The sequence below is a fragment of the Hymenobacter cavernae genome, assembly GCF_014641455.1.
Lineage (GTDB): Bacteria > Bacteroidota > Bacteroidia > Cytophagales > Hymenobacteraceae > Hymenobacter > Hymenobacter cavernae.
This window is the reverse complement of the sequence record NZ_BMHT01000005.1, coordinates 492,371-507,555: the sequence shown is the minus strand read 5'-3', so window position 1 is coordinate 507,555 and position 15,185 is coordinate 492,371. Positions and strand designations below refer to the sequence as shown.

16 protein-coding genes are annotated in these 15,185 nt (G+C 55.5%); 5 read left to right on the top strand and 11 right to left on the bottom strand.

Features of this window, described 5'->3' with window-relative positions:
• Positions 1-11: 11 nt before the first annotated feature.
• Complete coding sequence (locus IEX74_RS15745) at positions 12-1,223, bottom strand: DUF8457 domain-containing protein (protein WP_188814969.1); 1,212 nt, start codon at positions 1,221-1,223, stop codon at positions 12-14.
• A gap of 35 nt (positions 1,224-1,258) precedes the next feature.
• On the opposite strand from IEX74_RS15745, the gene IEX74_RS15740 reads away from it, so the two are divergent.
• The 4 genes from IEX74_RS15740 to recO all read left to right on the top strand — a co-directional run bounded on the left by IEX74_RS15740 (position 1,259) and on the right by recO (position 5,620).
• A complete protein-coding gene (locus IEX74_RS15740) occupies positions 1,259-1,585 on the top strand; it encodes a 2Fe-2S iron-sulfur cluster-binding protein (protein ID WP_188814968.1) in 327 nt (108 codons plus the stop codon).
• 175 nt (positions 1,586-1,760) lie between these two features.
• Complete coding sequence (locus tag IEX74_RS15735) at positions 1,761-2,384, top strand: thymidine kinase (RefSeq protein WP_188814967.1); 624 nt, start codon at positions 1,761-1,763, stop codon at positions 2,382-2,384.
• A gap of 52 nt (positions 2,385-2,436) precedes the next feature.
• A complete protein-coding gene (gene porZ, locus IEX74_RS15730; RefSeq protein WP_188814966.1) occupies positions 2,437-4,797 on the top strand; it encodes a type IX secretion system anionic LPS delivery protein PorZ in 2,361 nt (786 codons plus the stop codon).
• A 103-nt stretch (positions 4,798-4,900) separates the two neighbouring features.
• Positions 4,901-5,620 carry a DNA repair protein RecO gene (gene recO, locus IEX74_RS15725; RefSeq protein WP_188814965.1) on the top strand — a complete coding sequence of 240 codons (720 nt, stop codon included), beginning with the start codon at positions 4,901-4,903 and terminating at the stop codon, positions 5,618-5,620.
• A 71-nt stretch (positions 5,621-5,691) separates the two neighbouring features.
• On the opposite strand, the gene IEX74_RS15720 is transcribed toward recO, so the two are convergent.
• From IEX74_RS15720 to IEX74_RS15705, 4 genes are read right to left on the bottom strand one after another with little or no spacing between them, the layout of a single operon-like run.
• A complete protein-coding gene (locus tag IEX74_RS15720; RefSeq protein ID WP_188814964.1) occupies positions 5,692-6,141 on the bottom strand; it encodes an FKBP-type peptidyl-prolyl cis-trans isomerase in 450 nt (149 codons plus the stop codon).
• A 40-nt stretch (positions 6,142-6,181) separates the two neighbouring features.
• Positions 6,182-6,745 (bottom strand): FKBP-type peptidyl-prolyl cis-trans isomerase, encoded by a 564-nt coding sequence (locus tag IEX74_RS15715; protein WP_188814963.1) that lies wholly within the window; start codon positions 6,743-6,745, stop codon positions 6,182-6,184.
• 59 nt (positions 6,746-6,804) lie between these two features.
• On the bottom strand, positions 6,805-7,767 hold the full coding sequence (locus IEX74_RS15710; RefSeq protein WP_188814962.1) for an FKBP-type peptidyl-prolyl cis-trans isomerase: 963 nt from the start codon (positions 7,765-7,767) through the stop codon (positions 6,805-6,807).
• Positions 7,768-7,804: 37 nt separating this feature from the next.
• Positions 7,805-8,848: a DHH family phosphoesterase gene (locus IEX74_RS15705; RefSeq protein ID WP_188814961.1), complete on the bottom strand. Its 1,044-nt coding sequence runs from the start codon at positions 8,846-8,848 to the stop codon at positions 7,805-7,807.
• A 255-nt stretch (positions 8,849-9,103) separates the two neighbouring features.
• Between IEX74_RS15705 and IEX74_RS15700 the strand changes: the two genes are divergently transcribed.
• A complete protein-coding gene (locus IEX74_RS15700; protein WP_188814960.1) occupies positions 9,104-9,523 on the top strand; it encodes a nucleoside-diphosphate kinase in 420 nt (139 codons plus the stop codon).
• Positions 9,524-9,637: 114 nt separating this feature from the next.
• Here the strand turns inward: IEX74_RS15700 and IEX74_RS15695 are convergent, their stop codons facing one another.
• The 6 genes from IEX74_RS15695 to IEX74_RS15670 form a co-directional block, all read right to left on the bottom strand.
• Entirely contained in the window at positions 9,638-10,735 is a 1,098-nt protein-coding gene (locus tag IEX74_RS15695; RefSeq protein ID WP_188814959.1) for an ATP-binding protein, read from the bottom strand.
• A 77-nt stretch (positions 10,736-10,812) separates the two neighbouring features.
• Positions 10,813-12,096, bottom strand: a complete 1,284-nt coding sequence (locus IEX74_RS15690; RefSeq protein WP_188814958.1) for a nucleoside permease — start codon at positions 12,094-12,096, stop codon at positions 10,813-10,815.
• A 397-nt stretch (positions 12,097-12,493) separates the two neighbouring features.
• Entirely contained in the window at positions 12,494-13,096 is a 603-nt protein-coding gene (locus tag IEX74_RS15685) for a superoxide dismutase (RefSeq protein ID WP_188814957.1), read from the bottom strand.
• A gap of 171 nt (positions 13,097-13,267) precedes the next feature.
• Positions 13,268-13,714 carry a nucleoside deaminase gene (locus IEX74_RS15680; RefSeq protein ID WP_188814956.1) on the bottom strand — a complete coding sequence of 149 codons (447 nt, stop codon included), beginning with the start codon at positions 13,712-13,714 and terminating at the stop codon, positions 13,268-13,270.
• Between the two features lie 77 nt (positions 13,715-13,791).
• Positions 13,792-14,358, bottom strand: coding sequence for a hypothetical protein (locus IEX74_RS15675; RefSeq protein ID WP_188814955.1), 567 nt, complete (start codon positions 14,356-14,358; stop codon positions 13,792-13,794).
• A gap of 195 nt (positions 14,359-14,553) precedes the next feature.
• Positions 14,554-15,021, bottom strand: a complete 468-nt coding sequence (locus tag IEX74_RS15670) for a T9SS type A sorting domain-containing protein (RefSeq protein ID WP_188814954.1) — start codon at positions 15,019-15,021, stop codon at positions 14,554-14,556.
• Positions 15,022-15,185: the final 164 nt, after the last annotated feature.

The following is a 15,185-nucleotide window of genomic DNA, read 5'->3' as shown; positions in this document are numbered from 1 at the left end:
CGCAGCAGGAGTTAAGCAAACTTTCGTTCAATAAGCTTCAGCAGCTTATTGACGTGCTCTTCCTTGCGCACCCAGCCGTATTTCTGAGCTAGGTCCTCGGTTACATAGCGCCGCGCCACATCGGCGTTAGGCAGGCCGTCGAGGTGCTGAATGGCGGCGTGATACTCCATGTTCTCCCCGTTAAACAGCTCATTGATAAAGCTAAAGCGCTGATTAATCGAAATAGCTTCCCGGAGTGATTCTACCTTCGGGGCTTTTTCGGCCAACGTAGCGCCGCTGGGGCGTTCCGGGCGCAGCGTTTCGCTCAGCGACGCACCCGTGGGCCGTTCTGCTTTGAGCTTTTCGTACAGTGGAACCGCAGTTGCCGGGGCGGCTTCCACCAAGGGGCGGCGTGGCGCTTCCGGCTGAGAAACAGAGGGCGACCTAGGTTCTGCAACCGCCGTAGCAACCGGTGCGGCCACTGGCTTGAACGTCGGAGTGGCAGGTGGTGTGGGTGCCACCACGGGTTGCGGTTCAGGCTTCAGCGCGTCAGCTAGCTTAGGAGTACCTAGGTTCTTAGAATCAAGTGTTTGTGCCACCGGAGCATCTTCGCGCAGGTCGGCTTCGGTAAGTGGGAGCAAGGCGTTGAACTCGCCGATCAGATTGGCCAGCGCTTCCTCATTCAAGGGATTTTCCTCCTGATATTGCTGAAAGCCGGTGAGCAGGAAGCGGCGCTCCAGCGGCGTACCGGGCGTAAGCGTATCCAGAAAACCTAGGTACAGTGCCTTCTCCACATCCAGGTAGCGCAGGGCATCGCGGAGCTGCTCCACCGTTGCGGTTGGCTGCGCGTTGAGCAACTTCTGGTCGAAGGTGGCCGTCGGGTCCATGACCACGTTGAACGTATCCGTTACGGCTTGCGCCAGCAGTGGCTCAAAAGCAGTGCGCGTGAGCTTGATGCGGCGCGAGAGCACATTCATGAACTGCGTGAGGGCTACGCGAACGTCGGGGGCTTCAAAGTCGAAATAAGGGCTGCGCAGACGGGCCATTTCGGCGGTCCATTGCGCGAGCAGCTGCTGGACGACGAACAGATTGACCTGCCGGATAGGCGTGAAGCGCAGAATGGCCGGCCCATCGAGCGTCGCCGTGGGCGGCATGGCGGGCGCGGCAAAGTACTGCTGGCAGAGGTGAGCGGCAAGAAGGCGACCGTAGTGTTCGCGCTTTGCCTGGCTATATTTATCGTTCATTTGAGGGCCTGATTCAACTGGCAATTTAAGGAAAGATGCCCACTCTGATTGTACAAAACCTGCCTGGGGCCGTGCTGCCCGTGCCCGCGGGAGCCACGCTGCTCGCCACGGTGCAAGGCGCCGGCTACGACTGGCTGCACGCCTGCGGCGGCAAAGGGCGGTGTACCACGTGTCGGGTGGAAGTAGTGGAGGGGCTGGCTAATCTAACGCCGCTTACGGATACCGAATTGCGCTACCGTGCTGCCGGCCGTCTTTTAGCGCACGAACGGCTCACTTGCCAGGCGCGGCTGGCGGAAGGCACCGTAGTCGGTCGGGTGCCTGAGGCTACCAAGCTGCCCCACGTACGCTATTCGGAAGCGTAGGGGAGTGACTGAGTCACTGAGTGGTACGTTTGGGAAAGCATAACCTAGGTTAAAAACGCGCCGGCTTCCGGGCATAAAGTTGTAATTTCGGCTGCTAGAATTGAGCGAAAGCAGGCCAGCTGGCTACGCCATTGGTTTGTTACTCAGTCATTCACTCACTCAGTCACTTTCTATTGTGTTTATAGAACCACGCGTTGGCACGAGCCGCGACATACCCCGCCGGGGCTGGATTGAAGTGGTATGCGGCTCTATGTTTTCGGGGAAGACGGAGGAGCTGATTCGTCGCTTAAACCGCGCTAAAATTGCGCGTCAGCAAGTCGAAATTTTTAAACCTAGCCTCGACAAGCGCTACCACGAGCTGGATGTCGTGTCGCATAATGCCAATAGCATCCGCTCGACGCCGGTGGCGCTGGCCCAGGAGATTCTGCTGCTGGCCAGCGGCTGCGACGTAGTGGGCATCGATGAAGCTCAGTTTTTCGATGAGTCGCTGGTAGACGTCTGCAATCAGCTGGCCGATCGGGGCACCCGCGTCATCGTGGCGGGGCTTGATATGGACTACACCGGCAAGCCGTTCGGGCCCATGCCGGCGCTGATGGCCGTGGCCGAATTCGTGACCAAGGTCCATGCCGTGTGCGTGTGCTGCGGCGAAATTGCCTCCTATTCCTTCCGCATTGCCGCCTCCGAAGATAAGATCCTGCTGGGCGAAACCGACTCCTACGAGGCGCGCTGCCGGCCGTGCTTTCTGGAAGGAATGAAGGAAAAAAGCCCCGAGCCGATCCGGGTGGCGGCCAAGCACTAAATCTGAGACCGGCGCGTTATCTTCCACCGTTCTTTCGCCCTATCTTCTGCCGATGAATCGTTCGCTACCCGTTTGCCGCCGGTCCGGTTGGTTTACTATTTTACTGCTGATCCTAGGTGCCTATACCGCCAGCGCCCAAACCATGGCGGCGTACGGCGACTGGCAGCTGTACGTGCCTAACAACCGCGCCCGCGTCGTGACCGATGCCGGCGACCGGGTATACGTAGCGGCCGAAGATGCTTTCTTTTACTACGATAAAAGCCTGAATACCACGCGGATGTTGACGCGCCGCGACGGGTTGAGCGACGTAGGCGTGAGCACCGTCGCTTACGATTCAGTGAGCCAGCAGACGCTGATTGCCTACAAAAGCGGGAACATTGATGTACTGGGTGCTGATGGCTCGATCCGAAACGTGACGGATGTACTGCGCAAGCAGATTTCCGGCAACAAAACGATCAACAGTATTTACTTCAGTGGTAAATCGGCTTACCTCTCGTGTGATTTTGGGCTGCTTTTGTTCGATATGACCAAGCTGGAGGTGCGCGAAAGCTACGGCAACATCGGACCCAGTGGTTCGAGCGTACGTGTGTATGCTACCACCGTGGCAAACGGCCGTTTGTTTGCTGCTACTTCTATCGGCATCATGCATGGTCTGCTCACTGATAACTTGCTGGACTATACCCGCTGGACGATCAACCAGCTAGGTGGCAAAGGCAGTGGTGACTTCTACAAAACGCTGGCTACCCAAAATAATCAGGTTTATGCGGGGGTGAATCAGTCTGTTTTGTTCGTGTACAAAGGGAGCAGTGCTGGCTGGCAGGAGGTTCCTGATACCTATACCAACGATTTTCGGCGTCTGCGTCCAACACGTACAGGGTTATTGATTGCTTCAGATGCTGGGGTAGGTTTGTTGAGTAATGCTGGGCGTTATACGCTTTTACCTAAAAGCCAGACTCCAGATCCGCGGGATGTGTTGCGAGCAAAAGGGGGGATGTTGTTTGTGGCAGATTATAAGAATGGCTTGTTACTAACCACTGATGGCGGGCAAAACTTTGAAAGCTTTGCTACGAATGCGCCGGCCAATGTCACGGCCTTCGGCTTGCTGGCTGACCGGGCCACAAACACCGTTGATATTTTCACGGGTGGCTTCAAGAGCAGCTACGAACAAAGTGGCAACAAGCAAGGCTTTTACGAGTACCGCGACGGAAAATGGACCAACTACACAAAGGAGAACTTCCCGGACCTAGGCCAGTTTCCTAACCCGAAAGACATGACCCATGGGGTGCGCACGCCCGACGGAACGCTCTACGTGGCAAGCTACGGAGACGGCTTGCTGGAGTGGAAAGGTCCCGGTGAGTTTAAGGTGTATAATCCAACAAATAGTCCTTTGAGGGCTCCAGAGAAGGACGTCAAAGGAGATATAAATTATACCCGTGTTACGGACTTAACTACCGATGCTGATGGGAATGTATGGGTTGTGAATCGGCATGAGATACTGGGTCGTTCTGGCGTACACGTTTTCACGCCTTCGGCTAGTACTTGGCGCAGCTTGCCTTATTTTCTTGGCTCAGATAACCTTGATCGTATTGTATTAGATGATTACAAAGGTGTATGGGCTTCAGCGGCGCGGAAAGGCGGCACAGGCGTTGTCGCCTACGATGAGGCTACGCAGATCACCCAGGCCTACAACGCCTCGAATGGCGGTCTACCTAGTAACAACGTGTATGCCATTGTGAAGGACCGTAAGGGCGCTATCTGGGCGGGCCTGGAGTCGAACCTGAACGGCGGCGTGGCTGTATTCACTGATCCTAGCCAGGCTTTTGTGCCGGGCAGCACTACTGGTTTTCAGGTGCCTATTGTGCGCCGGGGTGAAACAGTTGGGTTTCCAGCGCTTAGAGGTGAAACCGTGCTCTGCATTGCCGTCGATGGCGGTAACCGGAAGTGGTTTGGTACCGAGCGCGGCCTGTGGCTGTTCACCGAAGACGCCGACGAAGCGTTGCTGCACTTCACCACCGACAACAGCCCCTTGCCCTCCAACCGCATCATTGATGTAGCCGTGAACGACAAAACCGGCGACGTATTCGTGCTGACGGATGCGGGCTTAGCTTCTTACCGCGGCAGCGCCACCATCACCGAAGGCAAACCTAGCTGCGCCAATGTATTCCCGAACCCCGTGCGCACCAACTTCACGGGTGAGGTGGGTATTTCGGGCCTGGCAAACAATGCTTTAGTTAAAATCACGGATATTACCGGCGCCCTCGTGTACCAGACGCGCGCCAACGGCGGCACGATCACCTGGAACCTGGCCGACTACAAAGGCCGCAAGGTGCAGTCGGGCGTATACCTCGTGCTTTCCTCCGACGCCGACGGCAACCAGGGCTGCATCAGCAAGATTGCCGTGGTGCAACAGTAAGTTGATGTCGTAATTAGATGATGTGCTGGTGGGCTGATTTTAGGATGATGAATGTTATCTATAAGCAGCACATCAGCACACCAAGAAATCAGCACATCAACTTATGTTAATCAAAACCCGCGGTATCGTTCTGAACTACATTCGCTACCGCGAAACGTCCATTATTGCGCGGGTTTACACCGAGCGGCTAGGTTTGCAGACCTACATCGTGAATGGGGTGCGCAAGGCCAAGCCGCCGGGCCGGATTGCGCTTTTTCAGCCGTTCACGCTGCTTGAGCTGGTGGCGTATACCTCGCGGCAGGGCGGCATTACGCGCTTGTCGGAGTATCGCTGCGAGCAGCAGTTTCGTACGCTGCCGTACGATGTGCGCAAGAGCAGCATCGTGCTTTTCCTGTCGGAAATGGTGAGCCGCACGGTGCTGGAAGAAGAGGAGAATGAACCCATGTTCAACTTCCTCCACGAGTCTATCCTAGCTTTTGATGCGCAGGAAAGTGGCTTCGAGAACTTCGCGCTGGTCTTTCTGCTTCAGCTGACCGCCTACCTAGGTTTTGGGGTTCAAGCCGGGAGTGAGATAACCACGCAGGTTGCTTTTGCTACAGAATCGGCCAACTCGGCGCGCGGTACCGGGCCGGCTGCCCTGCGCTTTCAGGAGTTTGATCAGTACTTCGACGAGCTGCTGCGCGACCCGGCGAGTGCTACGGTGCCCAACGGCCGCATTCGTCGCGAGCTGCTGGACGTGCTCATTCGCTACTACCAGCTGCACGTCGAAAAGCTAGGTGACATTCGCTCGCTATCCGTGCTTTCCGAAGTGTTGGCGGAATAGCGCGGGCGCTTCTGTCGGTATAGAAAATACAAAGACCTTGTCTAATCAGACAAGGTCTTTTGCGTTGGGAGCTACTTGATTTTTATTACCTCCAGATCGAACTCCAGATCCGTGTCGGGCGGAATGAGGAAGCGGTTTTCATCGTCCGGATCGCGGGCGCCTTTGTGGCCATAGGCCAGGGCGGCCGGTATCCAAACGTGGGCGCGGGTGCCGGCGGGCAGCAGCAAAGCCAGCTCATCCCAGCCCCGAATTACCTCGCCGCGCCCCGCCCGAAAGCGAAGCGGCGCGCCGTCGGTAGCCGACGTTTCGAAGATGCGCCCGTTCGGCAAAAAGCCGGTGTAGCGCATCGTGAGCCGGTCGCCGGGTTGGGCTGGGCTGCCAGTGCCCGGCTGCCGAATCAGGTAGCGCACTCCGCTTGATGTACGCAAGGTGTCCGATAATTGGGCTGAAGCAGGCATGACCACAATAAGCCCTAGCACTAGAGATAGTAGAGTTCGGGCAATGGTGGCAGAATGCTTCATGCGTAAGAGCGCGGTCTGGATGTAAACAGGTTGGATTAGCTTACTTGATGTCAGCTAGTTCCACATCGAAGCGTAACGGCGTATTCGGCGGAATCGAGCCATTGCTACTACCGGTAGAACCGTAGGCTAGACCGGAAGGGATCAACAAAATAGCTTTCTCTCCTTTCTTCAGCGACGCAAACCCTTCATGCCAGCCATAAATTAGGTTGGTCACGCCTAAGGTGAAATAAATTGGCTTTATAGTTCCGGTGTTGTCTATCTGTGACGCATCGAAAAGCTTGTTATCAGGTACTGTATAACCTTTGTAGTAAGCTGTCAGCGCTTGGCCAGGCTGTGCCACTGATCCTGAGCCAGGAAATTGTGGTTTGTGCACTATGTACACACCCGTAGGGCGACGCTCTACATTCTTAAAGCTGCTATCGGCAATGTACTTTGTAATAGTAAGTGAGTCGGCAACAAAAGCGGCGCGTAATTGCGCCTGCTGTTCGCGCTCAAGAGCCGCATAGTCAATTTCGTCCTTTTTGCAGGAAGCAAGCAAAGGTACGGCAGCTAGGGCTATAGCAGCCAAACGAAGCACGGGAGAAGAAGAAAAAAGGTGTGTCATAGTAACCTTGAAGTTAAGAAAAAAGCCTCGTCAGTTGAGTTTCCGACGAGGCTTTAATTCTATTTCACATCAACTAGTTCCACATCAAAACGGAGCGGAGCGTCGGCCGGAATGTCGGCGCCGGCACCACGCTGGCCGTACGCCAGCGAAGAGGGGATGAGAAGCGTGGCTTTCGTGCCTTTATTGAGCAGGGCAATGCCCTTGTCCCAACCCGGAATCACCTGGCCAACACCCAGAGGGAAAGCAATCGGCTTTCCGCCGTTGCCCTTCGCCGACGAGTCGAACTCTTTGCCGTCGAGCAGCGTGCCTTTGTACTGCACCGACACGGTCTGGCCTTGCTTCGGCTTGGCGCCGGTGCCGGGCTGCGTGATGATGTAGTAGATGCCGGAGGTGTCGCGCTGCGCGGTCAGGTTGTTTTTCTTGATGTAGTCTTGCAGAACAGCGTCGTCTTTCTTCAGCTGATCTTTGGCGTGGGCCATCATCTTCTGCTGCATCTCCACCATGGCCTTCTGCTGGTCGGCCATAGCTTCTTCGCGGGTCTGCACCTTATCCACCTTCACGAACATGGTCATGGTCGGGCCGGCCTTCTTCATGAAGGGCGGCACCGGCGCCTTGAACGACTTGGCGAAAATAGTGTCAACGTTGAAGCGGAACACGCCGCTGTCGCCGGGCTGAAGCAAGGAAATAGCTTCTTCCAGTCCGCCTTTGGTTTTCACTTCCTGTAGCTCAATGCGCATCGGGATGCCCTGCTGCTGCTTGCGCGAGTTGAACAGGATCGAGTCTTTGCCCGTGCGGTACTCCACGTTCAGGGCCATTACCTTGCCCAGACGCTCTTTGTAGGTGGCGTCGCCTTCGGGGGCTACTTCGCGCGCGTCGTACTTGCCGCTGCCCGTGCTCTTGAAGATTTTGTATTCGAAGCCCGATTTGGCCTTCTTGAATTCGCCGCCGCCCTTGTTGCAGGAAGCTAGGCCTAAAACGCCGGCTGCGAGGGCCAGGCTAAGAAAAGTGCGTGAGAAGAGCATGAAAAGGGAAAAGGTTGAAAAGGGAATTGAGGGCAAGTTACGCCGCAGGCGGCGCAACCGCCAATGGTGCGGTTACAAGGCGCGTCTGGTATTCGGGCAAGAGGTCCAGAAAACGCTCGACGGTCTTATCTAAGGAGTCGTAGCTGATGCCGCCGGCGGCATTGTGGTGGCCGCCCCCGTTGAAGTGCTTGCGGGCAAACTCGTTCACGGAGAAGTCGCCGACCGAGCGGAAGGAAATCTTAACCGCCGAACCCCGGTCAATCAGAATAGCGGCAAACACGACGCCTTCGATGCTGAGCGCGAAGTTCACGAGACCTTCCGTGTCACCCGTCTTGGACTGATACTGGCGCAGCTCGTCCTGCGTGATGGCAATGTAGGCGGTGTTGTATTCGGGCAATACCGTGAGCTTGTCCTTCAGCACGAAACCCAGGAAGCGCAGGCGCAGCTCCGAATGCGAGTCGTAGATGCGACGATGCACCGAGCTTAGGTCGATGCCCGCATCCAGCAGCTCGGCAATAATCAGGTGCACGTTGCGTGAGGTGCTGGGGTGGCGGAACGAGCCCGTGTCGGTCATGATGCCCGCGTACAGGCACTCGCCGATACCCACGTCGATGAGGCTTTGGTCACCTAGGTCGCGGATTACCTCAAACACCAGCTCGGCCGTTGCGGCGGCTTTTGGGTTAGAGTAGTCCAGATCGGCGAACTGCTCAGGCTCCAGGTGGTGGTCGATGAGCACCTTCGTGCCCGGTGCCACGCGGATGTAGTCGCCCATCTCATTGATGCGACCTAGGCAGCTGAAATCGAGGCAGAAGATGACCTCCGCCGTGCCGATAAGCTCGCGCACCTGCGCGTCGTTTTGCTTCCGATCATAGATGACAACCTCGCTGTTGCCCGGCATCCACTCAAGGAAGCCCGGATAGTCAGAAGGTGTCACTACGGTCACGTGGTGGCCTTTTTTGCGGAGATACCCCGCCATGGCCAGCGACGAGCCCAGCGCGTCAGCATCGGGCTTGTGGTGCGTTGTGATGAAGATTTGCCGGGGCTGCGCGAGCAGCTCCTTCAAGGCGGTGATAGTGGACATTGCCTACTAATAGGTGGCTGAAAGTCGGAGGTTTACGCCGGAGCAAGGCGGCAAAAATCGGAAATATTCCTGGGTTCAACAAAAGCCAGTGAAATTTGGTGCGGTAAGATGCAACTGAGTAGGGGAGAACTACGTAACGCCGGCACCTCTTTTTCGGCGACTACCTAGCCAATTGCGCAATAAGACTACTTTTGCGCCCTAGAAGGGATAAGCCCTTTTTTTTACCTACCCAGTCACTCACTTACTCCATTACTAATGGCAACGAATCGCACATTCACGATGATTAAGCCCGACGCGGTGCAGGAAAACCACATTGGTGGCATTCTGCACATGATCGAAGAAGGCGGCTTCCGCATCGTGTCGCTGAAGAAAGTACGCCTGACGCCCGAGCGCGCCGGCAAGTTTTACGAAGTTCACAAGGAGCGCCCCTTCTACAACGACCTGGTGAATTACATGTCGTCGGGTCCGATTGTGGCCGCTATTCTGGAGAAAGAAAACGCCGTAGCGGATTTCCGCACGCTGATCGGGGCTACCAACCCGGCGCAGGCTGCCGAAGGCACCATCCGGAAGAAGTACGCCAAGAGCATCGAGGCTAATGCGGTGCACGGCTCCGACTCCGACGAGAATGCGCAAATCGAAGGTGACTTCTACTTCAGCGCCGACGAGCAGTTCTAAGCTGACTTATCGCTGAAAATCAACAAAAAAACCGCTTTGCAGTCTGCAAAGCGGTTTTTTTGTTATACTGTATTTATACTGGTTTTATGCTAAGTTTATACTAAAACCTAGGTTCTAACGTCCGAAGCCAATGCGGCTTGTGCTTTTAGGCGCACTAATAAAAGTATTTTCTTCTCGATTATAAATATCGGCTAGCGTAATCGGCTCTGTAACCGGGCTTGTTTGCCCCAGGGTAGTAGCCAGCGCTTGTGCTTTGGCTGGCGTGAGCGGCTCAAAGTTGTAGGAAGCAATCAGGCGTCCTTTGCGCAATAAAGCTTTGTCGATGCGGGCTAGGTCGGCGTTGAAGGTGCAGATAATCTGAATGTGAAAACCATCTGAGAGCAGGCCATCGGAGAGGTTGAGCAAGTTGCTGACGGCGTTGCTGCCTTGGCTATCACGTTTCATCAGCAACTCTTCTGCATCCTCAATCAGTAGAATCGAATTGGTGTTATCGTGCAGCAGGTTGATAAACTCCGGATCGGCGATGCGTACCGCTAGGTTGGGTGGAATGAATAGCTTCGGCTTATCCGTGAGGCCGCACAAGTGGCGGATGTAGCTGGTTTTGCCGGTGCCGGGCGGCCCGTGTAAGATGACGAGCCCTTTATCGTCGGGCTTTTGCAAGCGCCGCATAATGGTCTCGTGCACCGGCAGCAGGTCGTCGTTGTAGTGCGTACCTAGGTCGAGCGCCGGAATCTTGAGCGGCAACGGCGAAAACTCTAGGTCGTTGCCATTAAGCCGCAACACCTGAATGCGTTGGCGTTCTAGCTTCCCCTTATCAAGTTGAACCATGAGCAGGGCACGTACCTGCGTTAGTAAAGTTGCGTTAGTGCGGGGGGAGTAAAACAGCTGGGCTCCTTGGTCGCCGTATAGGCCTCGGTCGTAGAACCACAGAAGTAAATGAGGTTCAGGTGACAAGGCATAGTAGTGCCACTCCGGGTCCTTGCCAGCTTCCTCCAGGTAAACCGAATGCACAACAGTAGCATGGTCTAAGTTGTACGTTTCGGCCAGGGCGTCGAGCACCGCTTGTCGCGCTTCAGAAGAAGCTAGTTGATAGATTTCGCGGCGGGGTAGCACCCCGAACATTGCGTAAAACCAGTTTATTGGCTGAAAGCCTTGCTGGGTAAAGGTAGCCGAAAGGTCAGGGGTAGCCGCCGAACTCGGAAGTGACGCCATTCAATAAGAAAAGCTGTGTTAATTAAATAGCCTAAGGACGATTTTTGTAAAGCAGCGCACGCAAACCTAGCTTGGCCCTAGGCTGGTTCGGTTGAAAGAACTGGCTCCGTGTGTGGTTCCTGAATGGCTTGCGGATCGTGCTTGTGCTTGAAAAGAATAACGAACAAGACGGCAATAACCAGCGAGTAGGCCGCAAACGCCAGCCAGATGCTCTGCCAGTCTTTGGCGCCATTGGCGGCGGTGAAATACTTCTCGATAACAATGCCACTTACCCGGCTGCCCAGCACGGCGCCGAAGCCGTTGGTCATCATCATAAACAAACCCTGCGCGCTGGCCCGGATGGAGGGAGCCGTCTGGGTTTCAACGAACAGCGAGCCGGAGATATTGAAGAAGTCGAAGGCCATGCCGTAGACGATGCACGAGAGAATGATCATCCAGAGTCCGGAGCCCGGATTGCCGTAGGCGAACAGGCCAAAGCGCAGCACCCAGGCCACCATGCTAAAGAACATGACCTGCTTGATGCCGAAGCGGCGCAGGAAGAAGGGAATAGCCAGGATAAATAACGTCTCCGAAATCTGGGAGATGGACATGATGATGGCCGGGTACTTCACCGTCAGCGTGTCCTGGTAGGCGGCTACTTTGTCGAAGTCGTGCAGGAAGGTATCGCCGTAAGCGTTGGTAAGCTGGAGCGCGGCGCCGAGCAGCATGGCAAACAAGAAGAACGTCAGCATTTTGGGGTCGCGGAGCAGCGCGAACGACTTCAAACCTAGGGCATCGACCAGCGAGCGGCTCGGCGTGTTCTTCGAAGGCGGAGGGCAGGCCGGCAGCGTAAAGGAGTACAGGCCCAATAAAAAGGCCGCGCCCGCCGCTACGTAAAACTGATTGGCCGACTTCTCCAGGCCGAGCAGGCTCACCGTCCACATCGCCACGATGAAGCCAATAGTGCCCCACACGCGAATGGGCGGGTAGTCCTTCACGACATCGAAGCCTTCGCGCTTAAGCACCGAGTACGACACGGCAATGGACAAAGCCAGGGTCGGCATGTAGAAGATCATGGCCAGCTGCATGACCCACACCAGCTGGTCAGGATCGTTGATCATGGGCACGGCGCAAAGCACGGCCCCGCCCAGGATGTGCAGTAGGCCGTAGAGCTTCTCGGCGTTCACCCATTTATCGGCCAAAATGCCCATGAGCGAAGGCATAAAGATGGAGGCCGTGCCCATGGTAGCGAACACCGCCCCGAATGTTCCGCCGGGCCATTGCTTCGTTTGAAACCAATATGCCCCAATGGTTATCAGCCACGAACCCCAGATAAAAAACTGTAGGAAGCTCAGGATGGTAAGGCGAAGCTTGATGTTCATGCAGGGTATTTTGAAGATGAAGTAAGATTCAGCCGTTAAAGGTACTAAGGATTATCGACGGAAAAGAGCGGGCACGGAGCCGAGAAAACGAGCCCGGAAACAGAAGCACACTGGCCTGTTACTCATTAGCCGGCTAACCTAGGTCTTATCTGAAAAGCCCGGAACGGTCATGCTGAGCTGGCCGAAGCATCCCGCGTGCAGTAGTAGAACCTGACGATTGGAGCTACTACTGCACGCGGGATGCTTCGGCCAGCTCAGCATGACGACTCCGCTTAAACTGCATTTTCGTAAAACCTAGGTAAGTGGCACACAGGTGCAAAGCCGAACTGCAAGGACAACAAAAAGGCTTCTTCGCACCTTGCGAAGAAGCCTTTTTAAGCAAGCAAAAATTCAGAACCTAGGCTGAGAAGCGCTTATTCACTTCGTCCCAGTTGATGGCGTTGTAGAAGGCCGCGATGTAGTCGGGACGCTTGTTCTGGTACTTCAGGTAGTAAGCGTGCTCCCACACGTCGAGGCCGAGAACCGGCGTGCCGTTGCAGCCGGTGTCAGGCATCAGTGGGTTGTCCTGGTTAGGGGTTGAGCAGATTTGCAGCGAGCCGTCGGGCTGCTTGCAGAGCCAAGCCCAGCCCGAGCCGAAGCGCGTAGTAGCAGCCTTCGTGAACTCTTCCTTGAACTTCTCATAGCTACCGAAAGCCTTGCTGATAGCCTCAGCAATCGGGCCCGTAGGCTCGCCGCCGCCATTTGGACCTAGGATCGTCCAGAACAGCGAGTGATTCCAGTGACCACCGCCGTTGTTGCGCACGGCAGCCGGCGCCTTGGCGATGTTGTGCAGGATTTCTTCCAGCGACTGATTCTCCATCTCCGTTCCCTGAATGGCGTTATTCAGGTTGGTCACGTAAGCCTGGTGGTGCTTCGTGTGGTGGATTTCCATCGTTTGCGCATCGATGTAGGGTTCGATAGCGTCGTAGGAGTAGGGCAGAGCAGGCAGTTCGAAGGCCATAGGTTTGAATGGTGAAATTGTGAGATGGTAAAATGGTGAGCGGTGAAACAGGGAGATGATGAGTTAGGGAATAACAGATTTTAAGGCGAATGGGTTACGGCCATCGTTCCACACGCACTGGTTCACTACTCACCAATTCACCATCCCGCCATTTCACCGCTAAAAGTAGAGTTATTTCCGTTTTTGGGCGAAAAACTGCTGCATCAATTCGGCACTCTCGGTGGCCAGGATGCCGGTTGCCAGTTCTGTCTTCGGATGCAACAGGTTGCCATACCGCCGAAAGCCGCGTTTTTCCTCGTGTGCGCCGTACACCACGCGCCGCACCTGGGCCCAGGCGCTGGCCCCGGCGCACATCACGCACGGCTCTATGGTTACGTACAACGTGCAGTCGGATAGATACTTATTGCCCACATAGTTAGCGGCTGCGGTAAGAGCCAGCATTTCGGCGTGGGCCGTTACGTCGCGCAGCTTTTCGGTTTGGTTGTAGGCGCGGGCAATGATCTGCCGCTCCAGCACGACCACCGCGCCAATCGGAATTTCTTCCTCCGCCAACGCATAGCGCGCCTGCTTAAGCGCCTCCCGCATGTAGTGCTCGTCGCTGTATAAGGAAAGAGTCATTTTGTAATGTGCTGGTGAAGTAATATGCTGATTATCTGATGTTTTTAGGTGCTAATACATCAATCAGCGCATCAAATTTATTTCATCGAGATGCTTTGCATCACGGCCTGGGCCGTGGGCTGCCACTGCGCCTGCTCGTCGGCGGGGGCGTTGAAGGTGAATACGTAGAGCTGGTCGCCCTGAATGGTGTACTGGATGAGCTGATACCGACGAATAGGAGCTAGGTTGCCGTTGCGCCGGTTGTCGGCCAACGATGATACGAACTCCAGCGTCACGAAGTCGCGCTTGTTGATGGTGCGAATGTCTTCCGTCAGAAAATCAACCTTGGAATACGTATTCTGGATGCTCGCCTTGTAGATCTTGAGCAGCAGCGCGTAGTCGCGGTCGGTGAAGGTGCTCGGCTTCTGAGCCACGCTCACATCGACGCGGCCGCTGGGGTTGGAGAAGACCGCCAGCGGCTTGCGCGGGGCTGGGTACTTGGCTGCAATGCCATCGTCGGGCAGGGCCGCAAAGCCTTCCGGCACACCTAGGGTGATGTTTTTGCCGACGGGCGTTTTCTTAAGCTTAGGCGCGGGCGCTACAAAGGCAACCAACGTAAACAGCACCAGCAGCGGCGCCAAACGCAAAATGGAAGAGATTTTCATACGACAAAGTAAGGCAAGCAGTCGGAACTGTAGGAACGCGCCGCGGCGTGTTCTCGCGTGCACGACCTAGGTCTTGAAAAGGTTGTTGTCAACCTAAGTGTTGTAAACACCAGACGCGTTGCGGTGCGTTCCGATAAAACAAAACCTCCGCGGAGTGAACCACGGAGGTTTTCAGGACTTAGCCAGACAAACGGCTTAGCGGCGCTTCTTGCCCGTGGCCGGCTTTGAAGGATACTTAATACGCACCTGCTTCCAGTACACGTAGTTGCCGGTTTTGGCTTCTACCAGATACGTGCCGGCCGGAATCCGACCTAGGTTGACGGGCTGACCGGTGTTGTCCTGCGGGTCGAGGGCAGTGGTGTACACCGGCACATTCTTGTAATTGGTCATCACCAGCGTGCCGGGTTTGGTGAACTGCTGCGTGAAGCTCAGCATAATGGTTTGGGAGCTGGGGTCAGGATATACGTCGATGCCCGACAGCGTCTCCACGCGCTTGATCGGGCCATCAAGCGTTACCGGCTCAGCACCACTGGATTTAGACTTGATAACGGCGCCGGTGGCCGCTGATTTCGATTTGGTTTTAACCTTGGTGGACGTCTGCGCGTGAGCCCCCGAAAGGGTGAGCAACGCAGCGGCGCAGCTGAAAAGAACAATGCGTTTCATGTAAAAACGAAGGAGGAAGTTAAAACGGAGTAGTGCCTGGAAGTTGCATACTCCGTACCAGAATGGGTTTTGGATACGGGTGAAGCTAGCTTATGACGCTACAAAGCACGTTTTAATCGATGAAAGTTCTAATGGTATCTGGCTAAAATCCGACTTTAACAACC

Coding starts and splice junctions, on each gene's coding strand:
- IEX74_RS15745 (WP_188814969.1), bottom strand. CDS start 1,223: ATGAACGATAAATATAGCCAGGCAAAGCGCGAACACTACGGTCGCCTT.
- IEX74_RS15740 (WP_188814968.1), top strand. CDS start 1,259: ATGCCCACTCTGATTGTACAAAACCTGCCTGGGGCCGTGCTGCCCGTG.
- porZ (WP_188814966.1), top strand. CDS start 2,437: ATGAATCGTTCGCTACCCGTTTGCCGCCGGTCCGGTTGGTTTACTATT.
- recO (WP_188814965.1), top strand. CDS start 4,901: ATGTTAATCAAAACCCGCGGTATCGTTCTGAACTACATTCGCTACCGC.
- IEX74_RS15720 (WP_188814964.1), bottom strand. CDS start 6,141: ATGAAGCATTCTGCCACCATTGCCCGAACTCTACTATCTCTAGTGCTA.
- IEX74_RS15715 (WP_188814963.1), bottom strand. CDS start 6,745: ATGACACACCTTTTTTCTTCTTCTCCCGTGCTTCGTTTGGCTGCTATA.
- IEX74_RS15710 (WP_188814962.1), bottom strand. CDS start 7,767: ATGCTCTTCTCACGCACTTTTCTTAGCCTGGCCCTCGCAGCCGGCGTT.
- IEX74_RS15705 (WP_188814961.1), bottom strand. CDS start 8,848: ATGTCCACTATCACCGCCTTGAAGGAGCTGCTCGCGCAGCCCCGGCAA.
- IEX74_RS15700 (WP_188814960.1), top strand. CDS start 9,104: ATGGCAACGAATCGCACATTCACGATGATTAAGCCCGACGCGGTGCAG.
- IEX74_RS15695 (WP_188814959.1), bottom strand. CDS start 10,735: ATGGCGTCACTTCCGAGTTCGGCGGCTACCCCTGACCTTTCGGCTACC.
- IEX74_RS15690 (WP_188814958.1), bottom strand. CDS start 12,096: ATGAACATCAAGCTTCGCCTTACCATCCTGAGCTTCCTACAGTTTTTT.
- IEX74_RS15685 (WP_188814957.1), bottom strand. CDS start 13,096: ATGGCCTTCGAACTGCCTGCTCTGCCCTACTCCTACGACGCTATCGAA.
- IEX74_RS15680 (WP_188814956.1), bottom strand. CDS start 13,714: ATGACTCTTTCCTTATACAGCGACGAGCACTACATGCGGGAGGCGCTT.
- IEX74_RS15675 (WP_188814955.1), bottom strand. CDS start 14,358: ATGAAAATCTCTTCCATTTTGCGTTTGGCGCCGCTGCTGGTGCTGTTT.
- IEX74_RS15670 (WP_188814954.1), bottom strand. CDS start 15,021: ATGAAACGCATTGTTCTTTTCAGCTGCGCCGCTGCGTTGCTCACCCTT.